Source organism: Tateyamaria sp. syn59 (assembly GCF_007995245.1).
Lineage (GTDB): Bacteria > Pseudomonadota > Alphaproteobacteria > Rhodobacterales > Rhodobacteraceae > Tateyamaria.
In genome coordinates, this window is sequence record NZ_VCBA01000008.1 from 168,420 (window position 1) to 192,146 (window position 23,727).

At 58.9% G+C, this 23,727-nt stretch carries 21 protein-coding genes and 1 tRNA gene; 4 read left to right on the forward strand and 18 right to left on the reverse strand.

Annotated features, from left to right (window positions below; translation table 11 throughout):
• Positions 1–3: 3 nt before the first annotated feature.
• The 4 genes from gltB to FD715_RS16175 form a co-directional block, all read right to left on the reverse strand.
• A complete protein-coding gene (gene gltB, locus FD715_RS16160) occupies positions 4–4,533 on the reverse strand; it encodes a glutamate synthase large subunit (protein ID WP_147112038.1) in 4,530 nt (1,509 codons plus the stop codon).
• A complete protein-coding gene (locus tag FD715_RS16165; RefSeq protein ID WP_147112041.1) occupies positions 4,530–5,234 on the reverse strand; it encodes a hypothetical protein in 705 nt (234 codons plus the stop codon). The genes gltB and FD715_RS16165 overlap by 4 nt, the downstream gene beginning before the upstream one ends.
• Positions 5,231–5,668, reverse strand: coding sequence for a GFA family protein (locus FD715_RS16170; RefSeq protein ID WP_147112044.1), 438 nt, complete (start codon positions 5,666–5,668; stop codon positions 5,231–5,233). The genes FD715_RS16165 and FD715_RS16170 overlap by 4 nt, the downstream gene beginning before the upstream one ends.
• Before the next feature lie 103 nt (positions 5,669–5,771).
• Positions 5,772–7,211: an NAD(P)-dependent oxidoreductase gene (locus tag FD715_RS16175; protein WP_147112047.1), complete on the reverse strand. Its 1,440-nt coding sequence runs from the start codon at positions 7,209–7,211 to the stop codon at positions 5,772–5,774.
• Between the two features lie 212 nt (positions 7,212–7,423).
• Between FD715_RS16175 and FD715_RS16180 the strand changes: the two genes are divergently transcribed.
• Complete coding sequence (locus FD715_RS16180) at positions 7,424–8,227, forward strand: undecaprenyl-diphosphate phosphatase (protein WP_147112050.1); 804 nt, start codon at positions 7,424–7,426, stop codon at positions 8,225–8,227.
• Here the strand turns inward: FD715_RS16180 and FD715_RS16185 are convergent.
• Complete coding sequence (locus FD715_RS16185; protein WP_147112053.1) at positions 8,224–9,204, reverse strand: complex I NDUFA9 subunit family protein; 981 nt, start codon at positions 9,202–9,204, stop codon at positions 8,224–8,226. The two genes, FD715_RS16180 and FD715_RS16185, sit on opposite strands and share 4 nt — an antisense overlap.
• Positions 9,205–9,408: 204 nt before the next feature.
• On the opposite strand from FD715_RS16185, the gene FD715_RS16190 reads away from it, so the two are divergent.
• Positions 9,409–9,495 (forward strand) — tRNA-Leu (locus tag FD715_RS16190).
• Positions 9,496–10,677: 1,182 nt separating this feature from the next.
• Here the strand turns inward: FD715_RS16190 and FD715_RS16195 are convergent.
• Positions 10,678–11,556 carry a hypothetical protein gene (locus FD715_RS16195; protein WP_147112056.1) on the reverse strand — a complete coding sequence of 293 codons (879 nt, stop codon included), beginning with the start codon at positions 11,554–11,556 and terminating at the stop codon, positions 10,678–10,680.
• 528 nt (positions 11,557–12,084) lie between these two features.
• Between FD715_RS16195 and FD715_RS23065 the strand changes: the two genes are divergently transcribed.
• Positions 12,085–12,375, forward strand: coding sequence for a type II toxin-antitoxin system RelE/ParE family toxin (locus FD715_RS23065; protein WP_147112059.1), 291 nt, complete (start codon positions 12,085–12,087; stop codon positions 12,373–12,375).
• Positions 12,365–12,682, forward strand: coding sequence for a HigA family addiction module antitoxin (locus FD715_RS16205; RefSeq protein WP_147112063.1), 318 nt, complete (start codon positions 12,365–12,367; stop codon positions 12,680–12,682). The genes FD715_RS23065 and FD715_RS16205 overlap by 11 nt, the downstream gene beginning before the upstream one ends.
• 60 nt (positions 12,683–12,742) lie before the next feature.
• Here FD715_RS16205 and FD715_RS16210 read toward each other — a convergent pair whose 3' ends face one another.
• The 12 genes from FD715_RS16210 to FD715_RS16265 all read right to left on the reverse strand — a co-directional run bounded on the left by FD715_RS16210 (position 12,743) and on the right by FD715_RS16265 (position 23,657).
• The gene (locus FD715_RS16210) at positions 12,743–13,018 is read right to left on the reverse strand and encodes a hypothetical protein (protein WP_147112066.1); all 276 of its coding nucleotides are present in this window, start codon (positions 13,016–13,018) and stop codon (positions 12,743–12,745) included.
• A 71-nt stretch (positions 13,019–13,089) separates the two neighbouring features.
• Positions 13,090–13,683: a holin family protein gene (locus FD715_RS16215; RefSeq protein WP_189799515.1), complete on the reverse strand. Its 594-nt coding sequence runs from the start codon at positions 13,681–13,683 to the stop codon at positions 13,090–13,092.
• Positions 13,674–14,285 carry a holin-associated N-acetylmuramidase gene (locus FD715_RS16220; protein ID WP_147112069.1) on the reverse strand — a complete coding sequence of 204 codons (612 nt, stop codon included), beginning with the start codon at positions 14,283–14,285 and terminating at the stop codon, positions 13,674–13,676. The genes FD715_RS16215 and FD715_RS16220 overlap by 10 nt, the downstream gene beginning before the upstream one ends.
• A gap of 75 nt (positions 14,286–14,360) precedes the next feature.
• Entirely contained in the window at positions 14,361–14,795 is a 435-nt protein-coding gene (locus FD715_RS16225; protein WP_147112071.1) for a hypothetical protein, read from the reverse strand.
• 2 nt (positions 14,796–14,797) lie between these two features.
• Positions 14,798–15,499, reverse strand: coding sequence for a hypothetical protein (locus tag FD715_RS16230; RefSeq protein WP_147112073.1), 702 nt, complete (start codon positions 15,497–15,499; stop codon positions 14,798–14,800).
• A gap of 35 nt (positions 15,500–15,534) precedes the next feature.
• Entirely contained in the window at positions 15,535–18,789 is a 3,255-nt protein-coding gene (locus FD715_RS16235) for a host specificity protein J (protein ID WP_189799516.1), read from the reverse strand.
• A complete protein-coding gene (locus tag FD715_RS16240) occupies positions 18,786–19,376 on the reverse strand; it encodes a tail assembly protein (protein ID WP_147112077.1) in 591 nt (196 codons plus the stop codon). The genes FD715_RS16235 and FD715_RS16240 overlap by 4 nt, the downstream gene beginning before the upstream one ends.
• Before the next feature lie 46 nt (positions 19,377–19,422).
• A complete protein-coding gene (locus FD715_RS16245; protein WP_147112080.1) occupies positions 19,423–20,202 on the reverse strand; it encodes a C40 family peptidase in 780 nt (259 codons plus the stop codon).
• Positions 20,203–20,207: 5 nt separating this feature from the next.
• A complete protein-coding gene (locus FD715_RS16250) occupies positions 20,208–20,969 on the reverse strand; it encodes a phage minor tail protein L (RefSeq protein WP_147112082.1) in 762 nt (253 codons plus the stop codon).
• Positions 20,969–21,322 carry a phage tail protein gene (locus FD715_RS16255; protein ID WP_147112086.1) on the reverse strand — a complete coding sequence of 118 codons (354 nt, stop codon included), beginning with the start codon at positions 21,320–21,322 and terminating at the stop codon, positions 20,969–20,971. Before FD715_RS16255 ends, FD715_RS16250 begins: the two co-directional genes overlap by 1 nt.
• The gene (locus tag FD715_RS16260) at positions 21,319–23,418 is read right to left on the reverse strand and encodes a phage tail length tape measure family protein (protein WP_147112088.1); all 2,100 of its coding nucleotides are present in this window, start codon (positions 23,416–23,418) and stop codon (positions 21,319–21,321) included. Before FD715_RS16260 ends, FD715_RS16255 begins: the two co-directional genes overlap by 4 nt.
• Positions 23,415–23,657, reverse strand: a complete 243-nt coding sequence (locus FD715_RS16265) for a hypothetical protein (RefSeq protein WP_189799517.1) — start codon at positions 23,655–23,657, stop codon at positions 23,415–23,417. The genes FD715_RS16260 and FD715_RS16265 overlap by 4 nt, the downstream gene beginning before the upstream one ends.
• Positions 23,658–23,727: the final 70 nt, after the last annotated feature.

Sequence of the window (23,727 nt, forward strand, 5' to 3'; positions counted from 1 at the left end):
ACCCTATTCCGCAGGAATAGCCGCGTCTTCCAGGCTGATGGGATGCTCCAGCTTGTCCAGCATCTCCTTCGGACAGACCTGAAGGAAGTTGTGCTGCTCGGTATCCCAATGCTGGAGAATATCGGCAGCCTTCGCGCTGCCGGTCTCCTCCAGATGGCGCTCCAGCAACCCTTCCAACTGCGCCTTCCAATGGTCCACGGTCACCGGGCAGGTCACCAGCGTCTCAAGGTTCATCAGCGCTTCGGCCTTGCCGTCCGGGTCGTACAGGTACGCCATGCCCCCGGTCATACCCGCACCAAAGTTGGCACCGATCTCCCCCAGGATTACGGCAACACCGCCGGTCATGTACTCACACCCGTTCGACCCGCAGCCCTCGATCACGACCTTCGCGCCCGAGTTCCGCACGGCAAAGCGTTCACCCGCACGTCCAGCGGCAAACAGGTAGCCATCGGTCGCACCATACAGCACCGTATTTCCGATGATCGTGTTGTCAGCGGCCACGATGGGCGAGGCCATCGGCGGGCGCACCACGACGGTGCCCCCCGACAGACCCTTGGCCACATAGTCATTGGCATCGCCGGACACTTCCAGCTTCAGGCCCGGCGCCGCAAAGGCACCAAGGGACTGCCCGGCAGAGCCGGTCAGCTTCACCGTCAGATGGTCGGGTTGCAACGAATTGCGCATCCCGAACTTCCGAACAATATGGCTGCTGGTCCGCGTGCCCACAGTCCGATGGGTGTTCTGGATCGCGTATTGCAGCTGCATCTTCTCGCCGTCTTCAAGGAACCGCGCCGCATCCCGCACGATCTGCGCGTCCAGCGTATCGGGCACCGCGTTGCGATCCTTGTCCCGGTTGTAGACGATCTCGGCCGCGCCATCGACGGTGATCAGCATCGGGTTCAGGTCCAGATCGTCCAAGTGCGCCGACCCACGCGACACCTGCGCAAGCAGGTCCGCCCGGCCAATCACCTCGTCCAAACTGCGCGCGCCAATCTGCGCCAAGAGCTCACGCACTTCCTGAGCGTAGAAGGTGATCAGGTTCACCACCTTGTCCGCGTTCCCGGTGAACTTCGCGCGCAGGCTCTCGTCCTGTGTACACACGCCCACAGGACACGTGTTCGATTGGCACTGACGCACCATGATACAGCCCATCGCGATCAGCGCCGCGGTGCCGATGCCGTATTCCTCGGCCCCCAGCATCGCCGCCATGACAATGTCACGGCCCGTGCGCAGGCCACCATCGGTCCGCAGAGTCACACGATCCCGCAGGTTGTTCATGCTCAGAACCTGATGCGCTTCGGTCAGACCCATCTCCCACGGCAGACCGGCATACTTGATCGACGTCGCAGGCGACGCGCCGGTCCCGCCATTGTGGCCGGAAATCAGGATCACATCCGCCTTCGCCTTCGCCACACCCGCAGCAATGGTCCCGACGCCCGACGACGCCACCAGCTTCACCGTCACCTTGCAGCGCGGGTTGATCTGCTTGAGGTCATAAATCAGCTGCGCCAGGTCCTCGATCGAATAGATGTCGTGGTGCGGCGGGGGTGAGATCAGGGTCACGCCTTTGGTCGAGTGCCGCAGCCGCGCGATCAGGTCCGTGACTTTCATGCCGGGCAACTGCCCACCCTCACCGGGCTTAGCCCCCTGCGCCACCTTGATCTCCAACTCTTCGCACTGGTTCAGATACTCGGCGGTCACACCAAAACGGCCTGACGCGACCTGCTTGATCTTGGCCGACGGATTGTCGCCATTGGGCTCCGGGTGGAAGTGCGCCGGATCTTCGCCGCCCTCCCCACTGTCCGACTTCGCGCCAATCCGGTTCATCGCCACGTTCAGGGTCTTGTGCGCCTCTGGGCTCAGCGCGCCCAGCGACATCCCCGGCGTGACAAAGCGTTTCCGGATCGAAGTGATGCTTTCCACTTCTTCCAAAGGCACCGGCTTGCCCAGCGGCTTGATGTCCATCAGGTCGCGCAGATGAATGGGCGGCTGCGACCGCATCTTGGCGCTGTACTGCTTCCACAGCTCGAAAGAGGCTCTGTTACAGGCCATTTGCATCATGTGCATCGAGGTCGCTTCCCACGCATGGGTCTCTCCCGACTTCCGCGCCTTGTAAAAACCACCAATGGGAAGAACATTCGTGCCGGTCCAACCAGCCGCATGCACTTCCTCGGCCTTCGCCTGAATACCGGTCACACCGATGCCCGAGATGCGCGAAGTCATGCCGGGGAAATACTCCGCCACCATCGCACGGCTCAGCCCCACAGCCTCAAAGTTCAGCCCACCACGGTACGAGGACACAACCGAAATCCCCATCTTCGCCATGATCTTGAGCAAGCCCTGATCAATCGCGTTCCGATACCGGGCCACCGCCTCGGTCAGCGTGCCATCCAGCAGCCCCCGGTCAATCCGGTCGGCCAAGGAGTCCTCAGCCAGATAGGCGTTCACGACGGTCGCCCCACAGCCAATCAGCACAGCAAAGTAATGCGGATCAATGCACTCGGCACTCCGCACATTCAGCGAACAGAAGGTGCGCAACCCATTGCGGGTCAGATGCGAATGCACAGCGCTGGTGGCAAGGATCATAGGCATCGCCACCTTATCAGCACCAGAATGCTGATCCGTCAGCACGATATGCCCCGCACCCGAGCGCACAGCATCCTCAGCCTCCGCCCGCACACGCATCAGCGCCGCACTCAGCGCGCCCTGACCGGGCTCAAACGTACAGTCGATCTCCACCAGATCCGCGTTGAAATGGCTGACCAGCTTGTCCCACTGCGCATTGCCAACAAACGGGCTGTCGAGGGTGATAATCTCCGTCTGCGCGCTCGACTCATCCAGCACGTTCTTGAGGTTCCCGAACCGCGTCTTCAGGCTCATCACCCGATACTCGCGCAGTGAGTCAATCGGCGGGTTCGTCACTTGGGAAAAGTTCTGGCGGAAGAAATGCGACAGCGGCCGGTACTTCTTCGACAACACGGCAGAGGGCGTATCGTCCCCCATCGACGCCAATGCCTCTTTCCCATCCTCGGCCATCGGGGCCAGAATGTTCTCCAACTCCTCGATGGAATAGCCAGCAGCAATCTGACGACGCCGCAACGCCTCGCCATCAAACATCGCCTTCTCGGTCACGCCGGACAGCTCACCCTCAAGATCGGTGATCTTGCCCACCCAATCGCCAAAGGGCTGCGAGGCGGCCAACTGATCCTTGATGTCCGTGTCGTGAAACAGCTTGCCCTCGACCATATCAACAGCCAGCAACTGACCCGGACCCAGCGCGCCCTTCTCGACCACATTGGACTCTTCCAGCGGGACCATCCCGGTCTCAGACCCGGCAATGACCATCCCGTCGCGGGTCACAACATAACGCATGGGGCGCAGACCATTCCGGTCCAAACCGGCACAGACCCAACGGCCATCGGTCATCGCCAATGCGGCTGGACCGTCCCAAGGCTCCATCACCGAGTTGCAATAAGAGTACATGTCCCGCCACGCCTGCGGCAGCTCAATCGCCTGCTTCGACCACGACTCGGGCACCAGCATCGTCTTGGCCATCGGTGCATTGCGGCCCGCACGCACCAGCACCTCAAATACGGCATCCAACGCGGCGCTGTCCGACGACCCGTTCGCTACGATCGGCTTGATGTCCTCCGCCATATCGCCAAACGCACCCGAAGCCATCCGAATCTCGTGCGACTTCATCCAGTTCAGATTGCCCTTCAGCGTGTTGATCTCACCGTTATGGGCCAGCATCCGGAACGGCTGCGCCAGCCACCACTGGGGGAAGGTGTTGGTCGAATACCGCTGGTGGTAGATGGCAAATGCACTCTCGAACCGCTCGTCCAGCAGGTCGGGATAAAACTCCGCCACCTGCTCGGCCAGCATCATGCCCTTGTAAATAATCGACCGGCAGGACAGCGACGCGATATAGAGTTGCGGCACCTGCGCGGCAGCTGCGGCCTTCTCGATCCGACGGCGAATGACGTACAGCTCACGCTCAAAAGTCTCTTCATCCACACCCTTAGAATTGCTAATCAAAATCTGCTCAATCTCGGGACGGGTCGCGTTCGCCTTCTCCCCCAGACACTCAATGTTCACGGGCACATGGCGCCAGCCATAGATGTAGTATCCCATGCGCAGCACTTCGGTTTCCACGATGGTCCGGCAGGTTTCCTGCGCGCCAAAGTCGGTGCGGGGCAGAAACACCTGGCCCACTGCGACCATCTGATCACGGTTCGGCGTGTGGCCGGTGCGCTCGATCTGGTCATAGAAAAACTCGACCGGGATCTGCACATGAATGCCCGCGCCGTCGCCGGTCTTGCCATCCGCATCCACAGCACCCCGGTGCCAGATGGCCTTCAGCGCTTTGATCCCGTTCTCGACAACAGCCCGGCTTTTCGACCCGTCCACGGACACAACAAGACCCACGCCGCAGGACGAATGCTCTTCGGCCTCGGAATAGAGACCGTTTTCGGCCATAAACGTGCGCTTGGCTTCCTCGCGGCGAACCCAGTCAGCATCATATTTGGTCATTGGTCGGTTCCTTTCGTCGGGCTTGCGTAACGCGCCAGCGTCGGCTCGCATTCGTATAGGGGTGTCGTGGCGAAAAATCCGGGCTCACCCGGATAGATGAAGTCGACGGGGGACAGGTCCCACTCCTCGATCGCGCCATCGCGGTTGATCCGGTACGTACCGGAGATGAAGTGGCGCAAGCGGGGCAGAACATATTCTGTACCCGTCATCGTGAAATCACCTTCTTTGGTGCTTTCACGACGCATGGAAAACTCGGTCTGAAGCAGCGTCTCACCGTCGATGACGACATCCTCGGACACGATCCGGTCATAGCCGACAAAGCGTTGCACATCATCCTGCCCGCGCTGCTGGAAGTCGTAGGAATCGGTCCCCGTCTCCATCAGCTCGGTCAGGTTCAACGGATCATCCGAGGGCTGCACCAGCACATAACGTTGCGTCGGGAAAAGGTCATAGCTTTCCAGCCACTGCGTTTCCCGGTCGACCTTGCCCATGTAGCGGGGGCCGTATTCATCAAAGGTGATGTTCCACCGCTCGCCCGCCGTGTCGGCAGCGCAATTGTAAATATGCGTAACCTCGCAACTGCGCTGCTGAATCGTCAGATCACCCACACAGCCCGGCGGCGGGGTGAACACAAGCGGATCATCCTGCGCCTGCACGTCACCCGCGATCAGCACGGCAGTTATGATGGCAAGGCGGCTCATATCGTGGCCACATCCGGGTTCAGCGCGACAACCTCGGCGCGGGTCAGCCGCTTTTGACCGTTGTCTTTCAAGCAGATGCCATCCGGCACGTGATCAACAAAGATCTCGTGGGTCAAGATGAAGCCATCTGGATCATCAAACAGGCCAATCGGCAGGTCCGTCCCGCCAAACCACTCGCCCTCTTTGGTCTGGCGAAAATACAAGGCGCTGCCACACTCCCGGCACCACGCCCGCTCAGCCCAATCACTGGTTTGACGAATCGCGATATGCTCAGTTCCGCTCCAAGTCAGGTCATCAGTCTTTACGCTAACCTCGAACAAGGCCGATCCGGTCCAACGGCGGCAGGACGGACAATGACAGATGCCAAAAGTGGACGGCACGTTGCGCGCGACAAAGCGCACGGCTCCGCACAAGCATCCTCCTTTCTTCTCCATCACGCTCTCCAATATCTGTCAGCCGTGCTGACCCACTCACAATCGTTGTCTGACACAGCGGTGCACGGTCTGTGCACACTTGGTGTACCGCCGATTTCGGGGCTTATTCGGCCGCCATCACCGTTTCGCCAGCGGAGAATTTCTCCAGAATGGCCTCGGCGCAATCACGGCCATCGCGAATAGCCCACACCACCAGCGACGCACCGCGCACGATGTCACCCACCGCATAGACCCCGTCGACCGCCGTCTTTCCGGTAGTGAACTCGGCCTTGATCGTGCCCCAACGGGTCACGTCCAGATCATCGGTGTCCCACAGCTTGGGCAGATCTTCGGGCTCAAAGCCCAGCGCCTTGATGACGAGATCGGCGTCCTCGACATAGTCAGCACCCTCGATCACCTCCGGCGCTTGGCGACCAGTCGCATCGGGCGCGCCCAAGCGCATCTTCTGCACCATAACGCCAGCCACGCTGTCGCCATCGGTGGTGAACCCTTTGGGTGCGCTCAACCACTCGAACACCACGCCTTCTTCCTCGGCGTTCTGCACCTCGCGTTGCGAACCCGGCATGTTGGCGCGGTCCCGGCGGTACAGGCACTTGACCGACGTCGCACCCTGCCGGATCGACGTCCGCACACAGTCCATCGCCGTGTCGCCGCCGCCGATGACAACGACCCGCTTGCCTTCGGCACTCAGGCGACCACTGTCGAAGTCTGCGACTTCATCACCAAAACTCTTGCGGTTGGACGCAGTCAGGAAATCAATCGCCTTTTCGATCCCGGCCACATCTCCGTTAGGCATTGAAAGATCACGGCTTTTATAGACGCCCGTTGCGATGATCACTGCGTCATGCTCGGCCCGGATAGAAGCAAAGATGTCTGCATCCACATCGCAGTTCAGCACGAATTTCACACCACCCTGCTCAAGTTGGTCGTTGCGGCGCATGACCACGTCCTTCTCCAGCTTGAAGCCGGGTATGCCATAGGTCATCAACCCGCCCGCGCGATCATAGCGGTCATAGACAGTGACCTGCACACCCGCACGGCGCAGCACGTCCGCAGCAGCCAGACCACCGGGACCTGCGCCGATGATGCCGACGCTTTCCGCGCGCTCCGCTACCGGGGCGATGGGCTGCACCCAGCCTTCTTCCCATGCGGTGTCGGTGATGTATTTCTCGACCGAGCCAATGGTGACAGTACCGTGGCCCGACTGTTCGATCACGCAATTGCCCTCGCACAGCCGGTCCTGCGGGCAGATGCGACCGCAAATCTCGGGGAATGTGTTGGTCGCCTGGCTGACCTCATAGGCTTCGCGCAAACGCCCCTCTGCCGTCAGCTTCAGCCAGTCGGGGATGTTGTTGTGCAGCGGGCAATGCGACTGGCAATAGGGCACGCCACATTGCGAACAGCGGCTCGCCTGCTCCTTCGCCTTGGCATCGGCGTACTCGGCATAAATCTCGCGGAAATCTTCACGGCGTACATCCGCGTCACGCTTTTCAGGCATGTCGCGGTCGATTTTCACGAATTTTAGCATCGGTTGTTCGGCCAAGGCTTTCCCTCCAAAGTCAGTCCGCGCCGTTTATTGCATCTTGTAACGAATTAAAAGTCAGCATGTATGACATATTTTGCTTTTTCTGACACGCAAGTGGCGCGAAAATGCCGCGCGGCAGCAAAATATATATCCGATTCGGACCTATATTCTTGCTTTACGTTCAGAATCAAAGGCTTGTAACGTGAGCGTATCACAATCTCGGACATGACATGACTCTTTTTCAACTCCTGATAGTGGCAATCATTCAGGGCGTGACCGAGTTTCTGCCAGTTTCCTCGTCCGGCCACCTGATCTTGTTGCCGACACTCACAGGCACACCAGATCAAGGGTTGGCAATTGATGTTGCCGTCCATGTCGGCACGTTGCTGGCCGTCATTCTCTACTTCTGGACCGACGTGCGCGTGGCCGCGCACGGCCTGACGCGCCTTGTTCAACGCAAGATCGACACCCAGGGCGCGTTCCTCGCCCTGTGCCTTGTCACTGCAACGATTCCCGCCCTGATCGTGGGCATCGCCATCAAGCTGACTGGGTTGGATGAGGCCATGCGCAGCGCCGCCGTCATTGGCTGGACCATGCTGATCTTCGGCCTCGTCCTCTACTGGGCCGACACACGCGGCCCTACCGACCGAACGGCCGACCGTTGGACCATCAAACACGCCGGTCTGATGGGCCTTGCCCAATGCCTCGCCCTGATCCCCGGCACATCACGTTCCGGAATCACGATCACGGCCGCGCGCGCACTAGGCTACGAACGCGAGGGCGCAGCCAAACTGTCGATGCTGATGTCGATCCCTGTCATCCTCGCCTCGGGCGCCGTGCTCAGTGTCGACGTGATCGGGCAAGCAAACTGGGCCGTGATGCGCGACGCAACCATCGCCGCCGCCTTCGCCTTCCTCGCAGCCCTAGGTGCGCTGGTTTTGATGATGCGCCTGCTAAAAAGTGTCAGCTTCACGCCGTACGTGATTTACCGCGTCATCCTCGGCATCGGCCTGCTGATCTGGGCCTACAGCTAGGTCCGCAGGTTCCTGGCGCTTTCCTTGATGGCGTCATACTGACCCGACGGGCGGAAGCGCCACAGATATTCCGGCAGCACCGACGACATCGCGACCGGCTTGATGCCCAGCGCTTCAAAGCCCCGCGCATCATCGGCCACGACGTTGTCCTTGCGCAGGTTGCGCACCTGGTCGCGCGTGATCTGTGCCGGGATCAGCCCCAGTGTCAGGGCATTCAGCGTGTCAAACCCAAAGCCCATAATCGACGCCAACCAAAAGGGGATGTTGACCACCGCCCGCCGGCGGCGGATCACGTCCAACATGAGGTCCATCAGCGCGCGGAACGTGCAGACGTCAGGGCCGCCCAACTCGTACACACCCGCCTCGACCGACCCAACCAACGCCGTTTCCGCCGCCTTCGCGACATCATCGACATAGACCGGCTGAAAGCGGGTGCCGGCACCCACCACAGGCAGCACGGGGCCCAGACGGGACATGGAAGCAAAGCGGTTAAAGAATTGGTCTTCGGGCCCGAACACGATGGAGGGACGCAAAATCACCGCACCCGGCATATGTTCCAGTACAGCCGCCTCGCCCTCAGCCTTGGTGCGCGCGTAGTCGCTTTCGCTTTCTGCATCCGCGCCGATGGCGGACACTTGCACCATTTTTTCGATGCCCTGCTCCACCGCGATGCGGGCAATGCGCTCTGCACCTTCGGACTGGACTGAGGCAAAGGTGTTCTTGCCCTGCTTGGCCAGGATACCCACGCAGTTCACCACGGCGTCCGCACCTGTCATGACCTGCGCGACAGACGCATCATCACGGATGTTGCACAGAACCGGCTCAACCTGTCCCACAACGCCATAGGGTTTCACAAAGATTGCTTCGTTCGGGCGGCGTACGGCGACGCGCACGCGCCACCCGGCCTTGGCCATGCGTCGGGCAATATACCGCCCGACAAAACCGGACCCACCATAGATCGTGACCAGCTTGGACATCGCTCGCTCCTCGCGCACAGCTTCGCCCGGTGGTCTATCCCCGGCCCGGCCCACAGACAAGACGCCAATTTGGCGCGGGCCTTGTCCCTTTTCTCTGCTTCAAAAAATCCCCGCCAGAGGCTCCCGCACTTTCAACGCGCCCGGACCCGAGAATCGGATTGACACCCCCTGTCCCCGCCCTTAAACGACGCTCCACCAACCCGTGCCCAGATGGCGGAATTGGTAGACGCGCTAGCTTCAGGTGCTAGTGTCCGTATGGACGTGGAGGTTCGAGTCCTCTTCTGGGCACCAAAAAACACTCTTTATCAGACACTTACCTGAGAATATCGTAAAGCCTTCGTAACAGATCACCAAACCGTGCTGAGTGCACCTTCAATGCGCCCCCAGAATGCTCGTGGTCTGTTCTCTGAAACTTGTACGATGTCGATCGAGTCTCAAATACACAAACGACTCGCGAAGGGGCGATTGAACCGTGTTAGGAACTAGATCGGCCAAACGCGCGCTAGGGGGCATTTGTGATCGGACATAGAACCTTAGCTTTCAGATTCAGCTACAGATGCCCAGTTTTGAGCCAGCACACTAAGGTCTGTGTCGAGCGGATTGGGTCTGCATAGTTATTGGTTCAAAAGACCTCACATCTTCAGAGCAATCAATTTCGAACGAGTGTAATTTCTATCACGGTTCCTCTGAGTTTTTCCCGCGGCGTTCGCTCAGCCCCCAAACACCATCATCGCCGCGATGGCCGGTGGAAAGATAGATCTTTGGCGATCTGGAGCACAAATCGCGCACCCGTTCTTCCGTCAGATTTGTCCAACTGGCTATAGCCTTTGTAGTTCTGAGATCATGCACTGCCTCAGGTGAGGGTCTTGTGGTGTCACTAAGCCAGCGCCAAATACGTCGCGTATCGCGGCAATCCCTCACCTGTTGTGCCAACCACAAGATGCAAGCCGCTCCTATAGCCGCCCCAAGGCCACCAGCTGCTCCAACCAATATGGCAGTTAACACATTCGTTCCCTGTGTGACCGAAGATACGTCCATCACGTAAGCCTGTTCAATCCAGCAGCTCGAACATCGCCAGTGAGTATTGCAGTACGTCAGCCATCGTTTTTGCCCTTTTCTCCTTCTTGTTACATGAAGTGTTCTGACATATTCATCACCACGTTGTCAGCGACGTTATACAGAAGGACGCCGACAAAGACAGCCAGCACAGTTTTCCAGAACCCCATCTAGTTCTCCAATTCGAAAAACGCCAAGTTAGCATGGGTGGCTGCAAGAGCGCAGGTCATTGCTTCCATGTACGTTAAGGCTAGCATCTGAAATGCGACGCAATTGGTGAAGAAATCCTTACGTGATCAAACTGACACTGTTTGATAGCACTTGCGTAACCACGAACGGGACAAAACTGCCGCTCGCATTTGATAAATCAATGACCGCATCCAGACCGAAGCTGCCTACGGTTCCATCGCTTAGACTCTAGAATTTGTCGATCGCCACAAGCCAGCGAACAAAAGACAAGCCTTGTGAAATCAGCACGATAGCGAGTTCCTGAGCGGGTTGGCTAGGCTCTTCTGCTCCTTCTTCGTGGCGGTAGTGGTGCGCGGCATCGATCCACCCCCCGAACGATCTCAAAATTTGTGCGCTCGACCTCTGCATAGAGGGATGACTTGCATAGTTTGCTTGCAGCAGACGACCTATTTTATCGTTTGCACTCCGCTGGTCCAAACGATGCGCATCAAACATCAGCTTGAAGAGGTTTTCGTTTGCCCCAAAGACCGAACGGATCGCTTGCACATAGTTCGGGGGCGACGCCATGAGCGCACCATCTACCTCATTGATACGCGCAAGAGACAAAGCGTATCGAGGCTCAGACATTCCCAGGATCGCCGCTTGCTTTTGGGCCGCATAAGCTCTGTCAATAACGGGATGAACTCCGCCTTCGACGTCAATTTCATAAGCTATGTTTTCCTCTCGAAGTATCCGATTAGCTTGTTCGATAAAATCGCCCTGTCGGCTAGCCTCCACCATCCCTCTGTAAGCAACTGTGATTGTGTCTAAAACCTTGGTCGGGGGTATTTTGCGCAAAAAGTGTACCCAGCTTGACTGGATTCTGCCGTTCACGGTTGTTCTGAATTGGGTGCCAATTTCTTCTTCTAACAACGCCGGAAGGGCAGACGGATTAGCCATAAAACCGCTGGTTCTCCGTCCATATTTCATCTGTGGCTTTCGCGGCTGATACTTGTCCTTCCCAAGCAGCTTGGCCAAGCGATAGCGCATCGTATCGCTATCTTCTAACGGGTCGCCTTGCGATATGTAGGTTAGGCTAAAGCGTTGCCCTGTTGGTCTATCATTCATGCCACATTGCACCCAGAAGTGTTTCGCCGGTGTCAATAGCTGAGGGCTTCTTGTCAAGTCCGCTTTGCGTGCTTTACTATGATACTTAGCACCCGCCGCATCGGGTTCTTTGGGCTCGCTCCGGATCCGTCGTACTCTGAGTGCCAATATCAGCGCGCAACCCCAACGGACACTTTCTTGTCGTGAGCGCTTACACGGCCTATCGGCGGGACGGAACGGCCTTTCAGTGCGGTACAGCCGATGGCTACGTTTCGAACCTCCCCGAATTGAGGAAAGCTAGCACCACTGCGTGCCGCCGCAGTTCCTCTACCAATACGCCAACGATGCTGCGTGGCTGGAACACAGCCGCCGCACCGATTTCGGCACGTAAGCTAAGCCGGTGTCATGTAAAGCGATGAGTTCGCCTACAGTGCGCCAGCCGAAAGGATATCTACAGCAAGCATCATAAAGTTCTTGCTTGTCCGAATCGTTTCTGTAAACTGTCACGTGACAGTTGACTCTAAGTTCTAATTAGATCAACTGTCTAGAATGCTCGATTGCAAAAACATCAAATGCAAAAAACTGCGTCGCTTTTGGGAAAAAGGCGACGCTAGCAGGATTCGGAGTGACTGGATTGGTCGGGTCAAGCGCATACTTAACGCCCTTGATGTCGCAGTTGGGCCAGATGAACTAAATATGCCTTCATATGGATGGCATAAGCTTAAGGAGAATCGGAGCGACACTTACTCAGTCACAGTGTCAAAAAACTGGAGAATAACGTACAAGTGGTCCGAGGAAGGGCCGCAAGACGTCAACCTTGAGGACTATCATGGCAAGTGAAACGGGAGCACTCGCTTTTAAGCCACCTCATCCGGGGGAATATTTGCGGGAAGATATCCTGCCCGCTTTGGACATGAACGCTGCCACGTTCGCCAAGCATTTGGGTGTCCATCGACAGTCGATTTCTAAGCTGCTCAATGAACAAGCGGGCATCTCTACTGATATGGCTGTCAGGCTAGGAAAAGCACTGCAAAACGGTGCGCGGTTCTGGCTTTCTCTACAAATGCAGTATGATCTTTGGGAGCGAGAGCAACAAGAGCCCCCAAAGGTTCAGCCCATAGATTGGAACAATGGCGCTGTAGCTTAATGGCTGGCCCTACGGGGCCAGCCACAACCGCCTCTACTGCCCGAACAGCATTTATCGTCTCTACTTGTCGCGCGTGATCGCATCGATTACTTGCCGATGGTTCTCCCGCATTTCGTCGCGGATCTCCTGCACTCGACTATCCAAGCGTTTTATATGACCGTCCAAGTCATCTCGGCGGACGTACTTTTCCTTCACATCGTCGATGCGATCATGAAGTGCGGCCGTGCGCGCAGTTATCTTGTTTGACAGGTTTCTAAACGCACCGATCAGCGCTGTTCCGAAAAACAGCGTGATCGTCATCGCAATCCCGATCACCCACTTTAGATCCTCACTCATTGCACCCCTGCCTCATATTTTGTCACCACCACTCGTTGGGCAGCCTCTTACCCGCGTTTCGTATCAAAGGATCAGGCTTGGTTGGCCTTCCATTCATCCAGGGCCGCGTTGCCCGTGGATGTGTTCGTCGCTGCGATTTCAAGCTTGGCGTCGGTGCCGGTATGCGCCACACCCGGCGTCCGCTCGGTCGGTGCGGGGTCGCGGTCCAACGCCCGCAAGTCCTCGATGTTGCTGATGACATCCGGCACCGCCGAGATGCGGCTGGCAATCTCGCGCTGGAAGTCCTGCGCCTTGGCCTGATGCCGCGCACCGAAGTAGAACGACACGACAACGCCCAGGAGCCACCACAGCGGCTCCGGTACGAGGGCAAGGCCCTGCATGCGCTCAGAGAACCAAATGGGCGACGTCATAGCCGAGACAAACAGCGCCAAGACACCGATGGCCATGGCAGGGCGCGGAATGCGGTTTAAGGCATCCACAAACCGATCGAAGAGGCCGCGGCGCTGGTGCGCGAACTCCGATCCGAACTGAATCATGGCTTGCATCTGCACCTCGTGCGCGCGCACCGCGCCGCCTTCGGCATTCTCGCGGAAGACCTCAACCGTGTCCTTGACGATATTGCGCTCACCAAACAGCAGCGCCATCAAATGTGTAATCATCCCCATGCGGAAACCCTCTCTTGGAATTGTGCGCCGGTCATGTGGAACCGGGGCGAGATGAACTCTTCGGCGCGCTTGATCCAGCCGCCCTTACCCCCTGCCCTTGTGCGCGCGAACTTGCGACTTGCAGGGCGGTTGTCGGCGATGCGGAAGTAGTAGTTCCGCCGCGCGATCCCGTAGGCATCGACGAGGTGGTCGCCCGCCTTTGCAAAGACGCGCCCTGTGGCACCAATCGTTTGCGGTCCAAGCGCCCCATCGACCGACACCGGCTCTTGGAACTCAGCCAGAAGCCGTTGCAGGATCTTGATCGCGTTACCACCGGCATTCACGTACATGTCGAACACAGTGGCGTGCAGCGCGGCCGGCAGCTCGGCGATGCGCGGGCGTTCAAAGTAGTGCGTTATGAAGATGTCTATGGCCTGGTCGCGCGTCAGCAGGCGCACATCGCGCACGTCAACATCTCCGTCGCGGTCGAGGTCTAGCCCGAGCCGTCGCATCGTGTGGATGGTCACGCCAAAGTTGGTCGCGCCCCCAGGGTCATCCGGGTCGTTGACGAACCCGCCCTCGCGCCGGAGGATTTCAGAGGCAATCTCTCGTACAGACGTCATGTGTCATTCACCCGTTTCCGGGTGCCCCATGCTGTTGAAGGATGTCGTGAAGCTGTGAGCCGGTCGGCCTGCGACCTAACTGGCGGCAGGTAGCGCGTTGAAATCCGCGCTTATGATCTCGTCCTTACGCGCCTGCGTCAGGGCGCCAGCAGTCACCAGATCAGCAAGCGCGGCATCGATGCGTGCGTCGCCCAAGGAGATTGTGCTGGCGGCACGCAGTTCGTCAAAGAGAAGGGCCAGATCGATGTCGCCCATCTCCTCTGTTTTGATGGCGCGCCGTTCGGCGATGGAAAAGAGCGCCATGAACTCCGCCCATGTTCCCGCATGACGCGGCGCGACAGGGCTGTCGGGAGCAACGAAGGCACCATCGACCAGTTCCATGCCGGGGATCGCATCGGCTTCCATGAAGTCCCCCACGAGGTCGGGATACTTGGCCTGGTGTTCGGCCAGTGTTGCCACATCGCGCCAAGCGCATACGACGACGCCGTTTTCAATTTGAACCACGGACATGATCAGGCCACCTTTCGGAATTCGAGTTGCGCGTAGATGTTCGGCCATCCCGCGTAGCCGACCGGTTCGCCCAAACCGTTGTTATTCGACACGTTTGATACGTGCCACATCTGGACCGCTCCCTGTGCGGAGAGTGTAAAACGACCGACCACCAGGCTTGTAGCCGTGGACAGGTAGATACCGCTGCTTTCGACAGACAATCCGTAGACCAGATCGATTCCTGATGCCGCGTCACGCAGTGAAACTTGTGACTGCAGGGTCCCGGCGCTGATGGACGATCCAAAAACATCATAAGTCCCGGCGGGCAATGTACATGTCGAAGCCTGCAATGAAGCACCGGGAACATCGTTCACATCAACGACGTTAAGCTTTCGTTGTACGGCTACATCGTTACCAGACGCTCCACCCCGAGTGGTGGGCGATTCCTGATGCAGCACCCGAAATATCTTCGGGCTGTCAGACACCCGCTCACCCGCTGCGACGTCGATCTCAAAGAGGAAGATGTCGGCTGACCCATCAAACAGCATCACGCGCCAGTTTGGGGCCGACGTATCGATCCACACCGTCCCAGCGACCGCGTAAGGGGGACGGGCCACCCCGCCATGCCCAGAGTTCAGCGCGTCCCGAAACAATCCCAGCAACTCTGCGAGTTGCGCACCGTTTGTCGCTTCGGGATCGATGACCCCGAAATCATATTGAGCCATCTTGGCCCCTCCTCTGTTTGCAAAATCGGGCCGCGCTACTGCACGCGGCCATATCCCTTGGCCACCCAGTCGAAGGAACAGGCGACCCCTGTCCCAGACGGATCGACAAATCGCTGGTGAAAGCCCTCGCGCGTCACCTGTGTGCGGATCGAGCGCGCGCCAGATGGCAGCTCCTGCCCGTCCACTGCGATGGCTGGCCGTTCCCTAAACGGCGGCAGGAAGGCAACGTAGACACCTGTTGGCGGACACTCGACATCATCCCCGGCCTCAATCCTGTCTGGCATGTCGATCAGCAAGGACAACGCATTGATGCGGATGCTGACAACCGGATCGTTGCTGTTCATCAAAAGCCGGAACCGGAAGCCACGGGCAACGTAGTCGCCCACGTAGAAGTCAGCCCAGTCCGACCAGGTGGCCGCCGGGTCGCTTGGATCCTCGGACGTCACGCTGACCTGAAGGCGCACAGACCAGGCGTCATCATCCACACGTGTCAGATTGTCGAGAATCGACAGGCTGGACCACCCCGCCATCGCATCATCCACTAGGTACCCGAAGGCTTGCAACTGCGCCGACAGACGTGAGGTGTAGACGTCGGTCAGATCGACCTGTTCGGAAACGAGATATTCTCCTGCCGAGACCGCGCCGCCCTCAAACCCGATCCGCCGGACGTCCTGCAGGTTTGACCAGGTTTGGATCGGCGCATCGGAATAGAGCCCAAGCGATCCGGATACGGCTGCCATGCCTGGCGATTTCAAACCGGGCCAGTGCGGGGCCTCCGTGATGGTTTTCACCACGTTGAAATGTTGCAGCGACATGCTGGTGTTCTCGACGGACACGGCGTTGCGGCTCGCGGTGCCAAACACCGATACCGCCTTGACCAGGAAGCGCCCCGGCAGCGACGGGACGGTCACAGACCGGCCTGGCACATCAACTTCAACGTCAACGGCCTGCTGCCAGCCATCCCCGGAACCCGTCGCCAAGTGGCGCACGTGGTAGTGTGCGACCGATGGCCCGCCTGCGTCCCATGTGAGCTGGGCATAGTCCCCGATCACCTTGATCCGCAGTCCGGTCACATCTGCCGGATAGATCAGGTCAGCAGACAGACGGAACAACTTGGGCACAAAGTCGGACGCAACCCCTGTCGCAGTATTCACCGCAGCGACCTCGACGCGATATGGCCCTTCCTGTGTCCCTTCTAGCGCGATATCGACCGACTGCATTGGTGTGTCGGGCAGGATCCGGCGCTGTCCGTCGGCATCCGTGAAGGCAACCCGATACGACAAGGCGGCACCCGTGATGGGGCTTTGCCAACTGATCGTGGCCACCAGCCCCGTTGGACTCGCTCGGAACCACGTGCGCACGTCGAGCGCGCGCGTGACAGACGGACGTCCTAGCGACGGCAAGATGTAGGGCGCTGTGTCGTCCACTCGAATGCCCTGCTCGATGCGGGCAAACTTGTTCGGGTCATCCTCAAGGGCGATAATGCCGAAGAGGTGCTTTTTGGGCCTGTTGGACAGCACGCGGAAAAGGCGCGGCGCAAGGTTCGATGCGGTCATGATGAACACGGTACCGGGCCGGATGTTGGCCGGAAGCGGCGCCGTCACGGCCAGATCTGTCACCACCCCGTCCTGCCCCGCAATAAGAGACGCCTCTACAAAGTCGCCCACATCATTGGCCAGCAGCAGCCTGTAGGTCTCTGCCGCCTGAAGCGTCACAGGATCATCGATCGTCAGCGACCGCCGATCTGCCGTGATCGATAGAACCCGCCCCCCCATGCGAAAGCCCATGCGGTGTTTATCGGCAATCAGGATACGGTCGCCGGGGCGCAGGGCAGCGTGGTCATAGCCCGCTTGATAGGTCACCGTGTCACGCTGGGTTGTGTCCGTATCGACCAGCCATTTTGCAGCGCGCAATCCTTCGCCCCGCGATGTTGTGTAGGGCAAATTGATGTCTGACTGCCGTCGACCGTACCGCTGGATCGCATCGTGATCTTCATAGACGATGCCCGCCTTGAGCCTGTAGTGATCCTCCGGATCGCGGAGACTGGCCACAACAGCTGTCTTGCGCGCCGATAGGTCCGAGCCCGCGTAGTTGAACGCGCCATCGACCACGTTGGCATTGGTCACCAGCTTGACCGGATCGGCGGGTGCATCCTGCACCGGCACCACGGCACCCGCGCCCCAATAGGTCACCCCACGCCATGCCGATGAAAGTTGGGTGATGACCTGATATGCCGCCTCACGGGTGTTCATCGGCCCGTTCATGGTGAAGCGCGGCTCGACCCCACCTCGACCGTCTGGCACGTTTTCATCGCAATACTTGCCGATCTGGTAGATCCGCCACTTGTCTACGAGTTCAGGCGCAATGCGCTCCCCCAGCCCCCAACGATTTTCCAGAAACACCGTGTAGGTGAAGAACGCCGGGTTGTTGGAATAAACGTACTTAAACGTGCCATCCCAAATCGTCGTCTCATCGTAGGTTCGGGTGACCGGATCATAGTTGCTGGGCACCCAGCACTTCATGCCCTTCAGGCGATAGGATCGGCGCGGAATGCGGCCACCGAAAGCCTGCGCAGGAACCGCAAGCGCGACATAGGCGGTGTTTGGGTAGGACAACTTGGCGTCGATGATTTCCGTGTAGGACACGAAGAACAGATCATCGGAGATGTTGCTTACCGTCTGGTCCGGTGTGCGGCGGCGCACGCGCACCGTGACGGGCCGCACGGGCGGCAGTTCCACCCGGTAGGCGCGCTGATAACCGGACGTGGTTTTGCCGCTTAGACGCAAATCCGCAATGGTATTCCAGCCCGCATTCCCGGCTTGCAGATCGATCGAGAAATCCACCGTCGCGCCGGTCAAATCACCATTGTCCTTGTTGAGAAAGGTCAACTGGCTCACGCCCACCTTGACCCGGATGGCATCGACATCTTCTGCTGTGATGCTGCGAGAGACAGGCTGGGATTGCTTGACCTCGACACCAACGCCGACCTCGTTTTCGACAGCGGCAAAACCGGGCACAGGCTCTTGATCCGGTGTGCCTGTGCGCAGTTCAAACCGCACCCCGGAAAAGTTGAAGGTGCCATCCGGGTTCTGAAGCGGCGTGTCATCGAAATAGACGCACTTGGCCGGATAGTCAGGATCTGCCCAGCCTTCGATCTCGCCTTCGGACACCACGTCCAGCACCATCGCCGTGGCGTCCGTAAGCAGGTTGTCGGGGGCCTCATAGGGCGTGCGCTGCTGCTGTGAGCCGCCCTTACCCCCACCCTTTGCACCTCGAAGCGGTTTGTTCATCCGATCCGGTCCTCGACATGGATGGCGGCGGATACGACCACGGAGCCAACCTCGCATTCGCCGACCAACACAGGCACAGCGACACCCGGCGCGGTGACGTTTACGGCGCTGCCAAAGAGTTGCGATTTTGGCTGCTCGCGTTCTTCGTAGTTTGCCCTCGATGGGGTTGGGGCCAGCATCTGGGACACGCCGCCAAGCGCGAGTGCCACACCAGTCCGTGCTGCAAAATCAGACACGGCAGTCAGAAACTGTGTAGAGCCAGGAATGAGAAATGACGCGGCGATCAGCACAGATCCCAGAATGATCTTGCCAAGCCCGCGCCGCTTGGCTCCAATCGCGCGCGGCACGATATGCAGTTCTGTTTCATCGTCTGCGAAGACCACATGCAGTTCCTGCGGGGTCTGGTCCCGCCCGTCGATCTCCGCACCGCGAAACACCTGGTAGTAGCGGTCACGCATATGCGCTTCAAAGCCATCAACCATAGTACAGAGCGCGCGAACGGCCTCCGCCGGGCTGTCGATCGCCAAGCGGAATTCGAGGCCAAAGGCTTCTCCCAAGGCCCCGTGCAGGTAGACTGTGCGGATCATTATTTATGCTCGTTTCGGTGAGTTGGCTGAACCATCGAAACCGCCCTCAGAGCGCCTTTGGCCTTAGCCAATGGGTGATGTGTTTCAGCTTGCGTGCAATTGGCTCGCGATGTGACAGGTTGCCGTGAATGTGTTCCAGCAACAGACCTTCACCAAGGTAGATGCCCGCATGGTTGGGCACCTTGGATCGAACGGACATGAGGTAGGCATCACCGGGCTTGGCCAGCGCCGCATACTCATGCGGCGCGGTCGAAATGACCTCAAACCCTTGGGCTTCCAAGTTGTCCAGATACAGGCCGCCGTCGGTTTCTGGCTTTACCCACCATTCCCAATCGCGGGGAAACTCGGCGAGCGACATTCCACGCGCTTCGGCGTAATAGTCCTTCACCAACGAATAGCAGTCGCTCACGCCATGCAGGAACGCGCGCGGCACGTGCAGCCCGTGATGAAATACTGGCGGACGCGCTCCACCCCATTGGCAGGCAAACTCCGCAGTGTCTTCACCAGGCACCAGAATGGCCCAAGGCAAGCCCGTTTCGATCTGGCCTGCCATGTCAGCCTGTGACGGCCACCATGGCCCATCAGGATGCGAGTGAATGACCGCTTCCAGATCACCGACCTTGAACGCCTTGCCCATCGTCACGGGAGAAATCTCGAATGCGACGGCAGGATCTGCGGCGACATTCCTGCAAGGCACGTACCGGCCATCACGCACCAACCCGCAAGCTTCGTGTGGCGCGCATTCCACGGCATGGGCAGACGCATCCGCGATCACCTCATGCGAAAACACACCGCCGGGCTGACGGTAAAACTCAGGGTGGAACATCTCCGCTATCCTCTAAACTTGCCTGCGCCGGGAAACCCGCCAAAGGGCAGTTTTGCGTGCTGGCCAAAGCGCAGCTTGCAGTCGCTCAACTGGCGCCTGCATCGATCCTGCCTTGGGTCAGAAACCGGATTGCCCGTGGCGTCGAAATACGACATGCCCACATAGGGGCATGTCGCATTGGAGTAATCGAAGCTGCCATCCGACCGCGCCCGCCGATAGGCCCACTGGCAATAGTTCAATACCTGACGGCGCGGCAGAACCACGTCTTCAAGATCGAGGGCCGAACTGAGACGAAACTCAATCATGTCCGGCGTCTGTTTCGTCTTTTGGGTGACCGTGTAGATCTCGACACCCATATGCGCTTGCGGGTTAGGTTCTGACCCGTCGTCCAAGAACTTCCGCAGCGTTTGCAGGCGATGAACCTGCGCACCCAGAAGATCATCGTAGGCTTCCACCATCGACAGCAGGAAGGCCGCGACCGATACTTGGTCGCCGTCTTCTCGCGCCATCAGAAAGCGCACTGTGGGTTGCGGGAGCGTCCCACCTGCGGACCATTCCCAGCCCTCGGATTCGAATGGAATGACCGCGTATGTTTCACCGCCAAAGACCGGTTGGACCCGTGCGTCGGCAGCGCCCGGAACCGATGTCGGCGCAAATCGGTAAACATCTCCGCCGATCATGCGCGCATCGACGGTGAACAGCTCCACGACATCATCGATCGCGAAACCTTCCAACTCGCGGCGCATCGGATCTTCAAACTGATGCATCAGACGACGTCGAACTCTTGCTGCAGGGTGGCGGTCAGTTCCTTGGCATTCGGGCCTTTAGGGTTCACGTCCCATTCAGCGCATGTCCAAAGCCGATCAACACTGTCGTCAGGCAGTCGATAGTAAAACACCTCTTTGCCTGCGCGCGCTTCCAGGAAGTCATCTATAGCGTCAATGGGCGCGTTTGCCTGCACCCATTGCAGACGCACCGATGCGATGACGGCGTTCGGGCCAGTTCCTGACCTTTGGCTATAGCCGCCTTCGAACTCAGCGCGCCGCACACCCGCCCTCTTCTTTCGGGAATAGCCCTTCACCACAGGCTGGGGCACATCATCAAGAAAGGAAGGGATCATCCGATGCCTCCCTTTTTCTCGTAGAGAAGATCCATCATGCCGTTCGCCCGCGTGCTTTGCGTCAAACGATCATCGACAACGTGGCCGATCATGCCGCGCAGCGCCTCCACCGTCTCGGCGGCGACCTCTTGAGGCTGATCACTTGCTGACTGGATGTTGAGATCGCCATGCCAAACAAATCCGCCGCCGCCTGAAAGACCTTGGCCAGGCTTGGTCACGTGTACGGTTTCATCCGGCGACGCCCTGAAGGCGACGATCTGACTGTCGATGCCGCCAACGCCGCCGACTTCGAAGGAACCGCCGTTCTGAAAGCCCATCAGGCCCCCCAAGAAACCGCCAACCAGCTTCCCACCCAAGCCACCGCCGAGCGCGTCCGTCAGTCCAGCCTTTGCTTGTTCCAAGAGAAGCCTGCTGAGACTTTGTAAGGCGCTGTTCAGCGCATCCTTGAGGGACCGAGCGCCCCTCACACCCGCGCCGAACATCCGGCCCATACGACCAGCGACATCACCCGCAGTCTTGCCAAGCCCGGCGAAAGACTTCTGAGCAGAGTCTGCAACGTCCGTGAGATTGGTTCGGGACAAGGAACTCGTCACAGATCCCATAGCCGCCAGAACGCCAGCCGAACCGCGCTCAATACCTTGAGCAAGCCCGTCCATCAAAAAACCACCAATTTCCGCAAACACACGAGACGGCGAGTTTATACCGAGGGGCTTTCGGATCCATTCAGGCAACTGCATCGCAAGCTCCTGAATGTAGGCTCTGATGTCCTGCCACTTTTCTTGGATACCAGCCTTCAGGCCATCAACGATGTTGCGACCCAGATCCATCGCGGCTTGCGCGATGTCCCCGACAAGCGCACCGAGCGCGTCAATGATCATCTGACCGAAGTTCCGGATGATATCGACACCGACCTGCAACGCGGTCCTAAAATCGCCGTTCAAAAGCGCTTCAACGCCAGTGGCCAGTAGGCGAAACCCGTCCTTGATGCCCTGCAAGATAACGACCGCCGCGTCGGCAAAGCGCTGGAACCCGGCCTTCAATCCTGACAGCCCAGCCTCTATGGCACCCGTGATCGCCGGAAAGTCAGTCTTCAAGCTGTCCCAATTCTGGTAGATCGCAACAGCCCCCGCCGTGATGCCCGCAGCCATCAACCCCAAGGGCGACACAACGGCGGCAATTGCACCGGCCATAGGCGCAACCGCGACCATCATCAAACCAAGCGCGGTGACAGCCGGGCCAATCGCGGCGGCAAGTGCGCCACCGACCACGACAAAGCGCTGTGTTTCGGGCGACAGGCCCTGAAACCGCTCCGCGAGCCCTTTAATGCGGTCAGCGAACTCCGCGACGATGGGCAAGATGATCGCGCCCACACGCTCCGTCGCGTCCCCAATGGCGTTCCACGCTTGTGTGATGCGACCGCTATCCGTCTGCGCGAGGGCAAGCGCTTGCCCTTTGTACTGCTTTTCCAGTTCGTTCAGGATCATGGTCTGCGCACCGGCCACGTTTCCGGCCTCGGCCATCGCCTTGATCTGTTCCTTTTGCTGTTCGGTAAAGGACACACCAACGCGGGTCAGAGCAGACAAACCCTTGATGGGGTCGTTCAACGCTTTACCAACTAGGATCGTGGACGATTGCAGATCCTGACCCAAACGCGCCGACAGATCCACCGCCAGTCCCTGCGCGCGTGTGAATACGTCGCCCGAAACATTGCCGAAGGTCAGCAAATTGGCCGTTACCCGCGACAGGATGTCTTCGTCGCCATAAAGGGATGCGTCCTGCAAGGCAGACGCCATGCCCTCCAATTCCTGCCGCGTGAACCCCGCGCCGTGCCCCATGCTTTCCAGAGCAGCATCTACAGACGCGATAGCGCGCTCCTGCGCTTTCTGGGCATCGACAGATTTATAGGCCAACCCAATCAATGGCAGCGACAGGCCAGCCGTCATGCGCTGGCCTGCTTGGCTCAACAGACGCCCGCTGCGCTGCATGGACTTGCGCAGCCTCGCCAGGCGTTTCTCGGCAGCATCAGCGCCGTCATTGAAGGATGCGCTGTCGAGGCCAAGAACAGCGCGCAGCGCGCCAATGACAGACGCGCTCATTCCGTCACCTTGCCACCGAAGGCTGCGTTAAACATCATGGCGATTTCTTTCTGTTGCTGCCACGTCTGACGCTTGGCCTTTCGCCGCTTTTTGCTCGACGCGACCTTGCGAAATGGTGGGAATTTCTTGGGCTTGTGATAGCCGATCATCACCAATTCAGCCGTTTTGTAGGCCAACTGGTCGTTGAATAGCTGCTCACGTTCGATACGCCGTGCAGCACCTGTCAGGACAATCGACACCTCGCGGAGTGTCATAGACCAAAAGGAGGCGGGATCCTGGCCCGCCTCGATCCAGACTTCGATGTATGAC

What these genes read in the sequence shown, in the direction of transcription:
- FD715_RS16235 (WP_189799516.1), bottom strand. Translation starts at nt 18,789, where the DNA reads ATGAACAAACCGCTTCGAGGTGCAAAGGGTGGGGGTAAGGGCGGCTCA.
- FD715_RS16185 (WP_147112053.1), bottom strand. Translation starts at nt 9,204, where the DNA reads ATGTCCAAGCTGGTCACGATCTATGGTGGGTCCGGTTTTGTCGGGCGG.
- FD715_RS16195 (WP_147112056.1), bottom strand. Translation starts at nt 11,556, where the DNA reads ATGAATGATAGACCAACAGGGCAACGCTTTAGCCTAACCTACATATCG.
- FD715_RS16225 (WP_147112071.1), bottom strand. Translation starts at nt 14,795, where the DNA reads ATGTCCGTGGTTCAAATTGAAAACGGCGTCGTCGTATGCGCTTGGCGC.
- FD715_RS16245 (WP_147112080.1), bottom strand. Translation starts at nt 20,202, where the DNA reads ATGTTCCACCCTGAGTTTTACCGTCAGCCCGGCGGTGTGTTTTCGCAT.
- FD715_RS16215 (WP_189799515.1), bottom strand. Translation starts at nt 13,683, where the DNA reads ATGGGGATGATTACACATTTGATGGCGCTGCTGTTTGGTGAGCGCAAT.
- FD715_RS16210 (WP_147112066.1), bottom strand. Translation starts at nt 13,018, where the DNA reads ATGAGTGAGGATCTAAAGTGGGTGATCGGGATTGCGATGACGATCACG.
- FD715_RS16230 (WP_147112073.1), bottom strand. Translation starts at nt 15,499, where the DNA reads ATGGCTCAATATGATTTCGGGGTCATCGATCCCGAAGCGACAAACGGT.
- FD715_RS16240 (WP_147112077.1), bottom strand. Translation starts at nt 19,376, where the DNA reads ATGATCCGCACAGTCTACCTGCACGGGGCCTTGGGAGAAGCCTTTGGC.
- FD715_RS16165 (WP_147112041.1), bottom strand. Translation starts at nt 5,234, where the DNA reads ATGAGCCGCCTTGCCATCATAACTGCCGTGCTGATCGCGGGTGACGTG.
- FD715_RS16180 (WP_147112050.1), top strand. Translation starts at nt 7,424, where the DNA reads ATGACTCTTTTTCAACTCCTGATAGTGGCAATCATTCAGGGCGTGACC.
- FD715_RS16220 (WP_147112069.1), bottom strand. Translation starts at nt 14,285, where the DNA reads ATGACGTCTGTACGAGAGATTGCCTCTGAAATCCTCCGGCGCGAGGGC.
- FD715_RS16250 (WP_147112082.1), bottom strand. Translation starts at nt 20,969, where the DNA reads ATGCATCAGTTTGAAGATCCGATGCGCCGCGAGTTGGAAGGTTTCGCG.
- FD715_RS16260 (WP_147112088.1), bottom strand. Translation starts at nt 23,418, where the DNA reads ATGAGCGCGTCTGTCATTGGCGCGCTGCGCGCTGTTCTTGGCCTCGAC.
- FD715_RS16255 (WP_147112086.1), bottom strand. Translation starts at nt 21,322, where the DNA reads ATGATCCCTTCCTTTCTTGATGATGTGCCCCAGCCTGTGGTGAAGGGC.
- FD715_RS23065 (WP_147112059.1), top strand. Translation starts at nt 12,085, where the DNA reads ATGCTCGATTGCAAAAACATCAAATGCAAAAAACTGCGTCGCTTTTGG.
- gltB (WP_147112038.1), bottom strand. Translation starts at nt 4,533, where the DNA reads ATGACCAAATATGATGCTGACTGGGTTCGCCGCGAGGAAGCCAAGCGC.
- FD715_RS16205 (WP_147112063.1), top strand. Translation starts at nt 12,365, where the DNA reads ATGGCAAGTGAAACGGGAGCACTCGCTTTTAAGCCACCTCATCCGGGG.
- FD715_RS16170 (WP_147112044.1), bottom strand. Translation starts at nt 5,668, where the DNA reads ATGGAGAAGAAAGGAGGATGCTTGTGCGGAGCCGTGCGCTTTGTCGCG.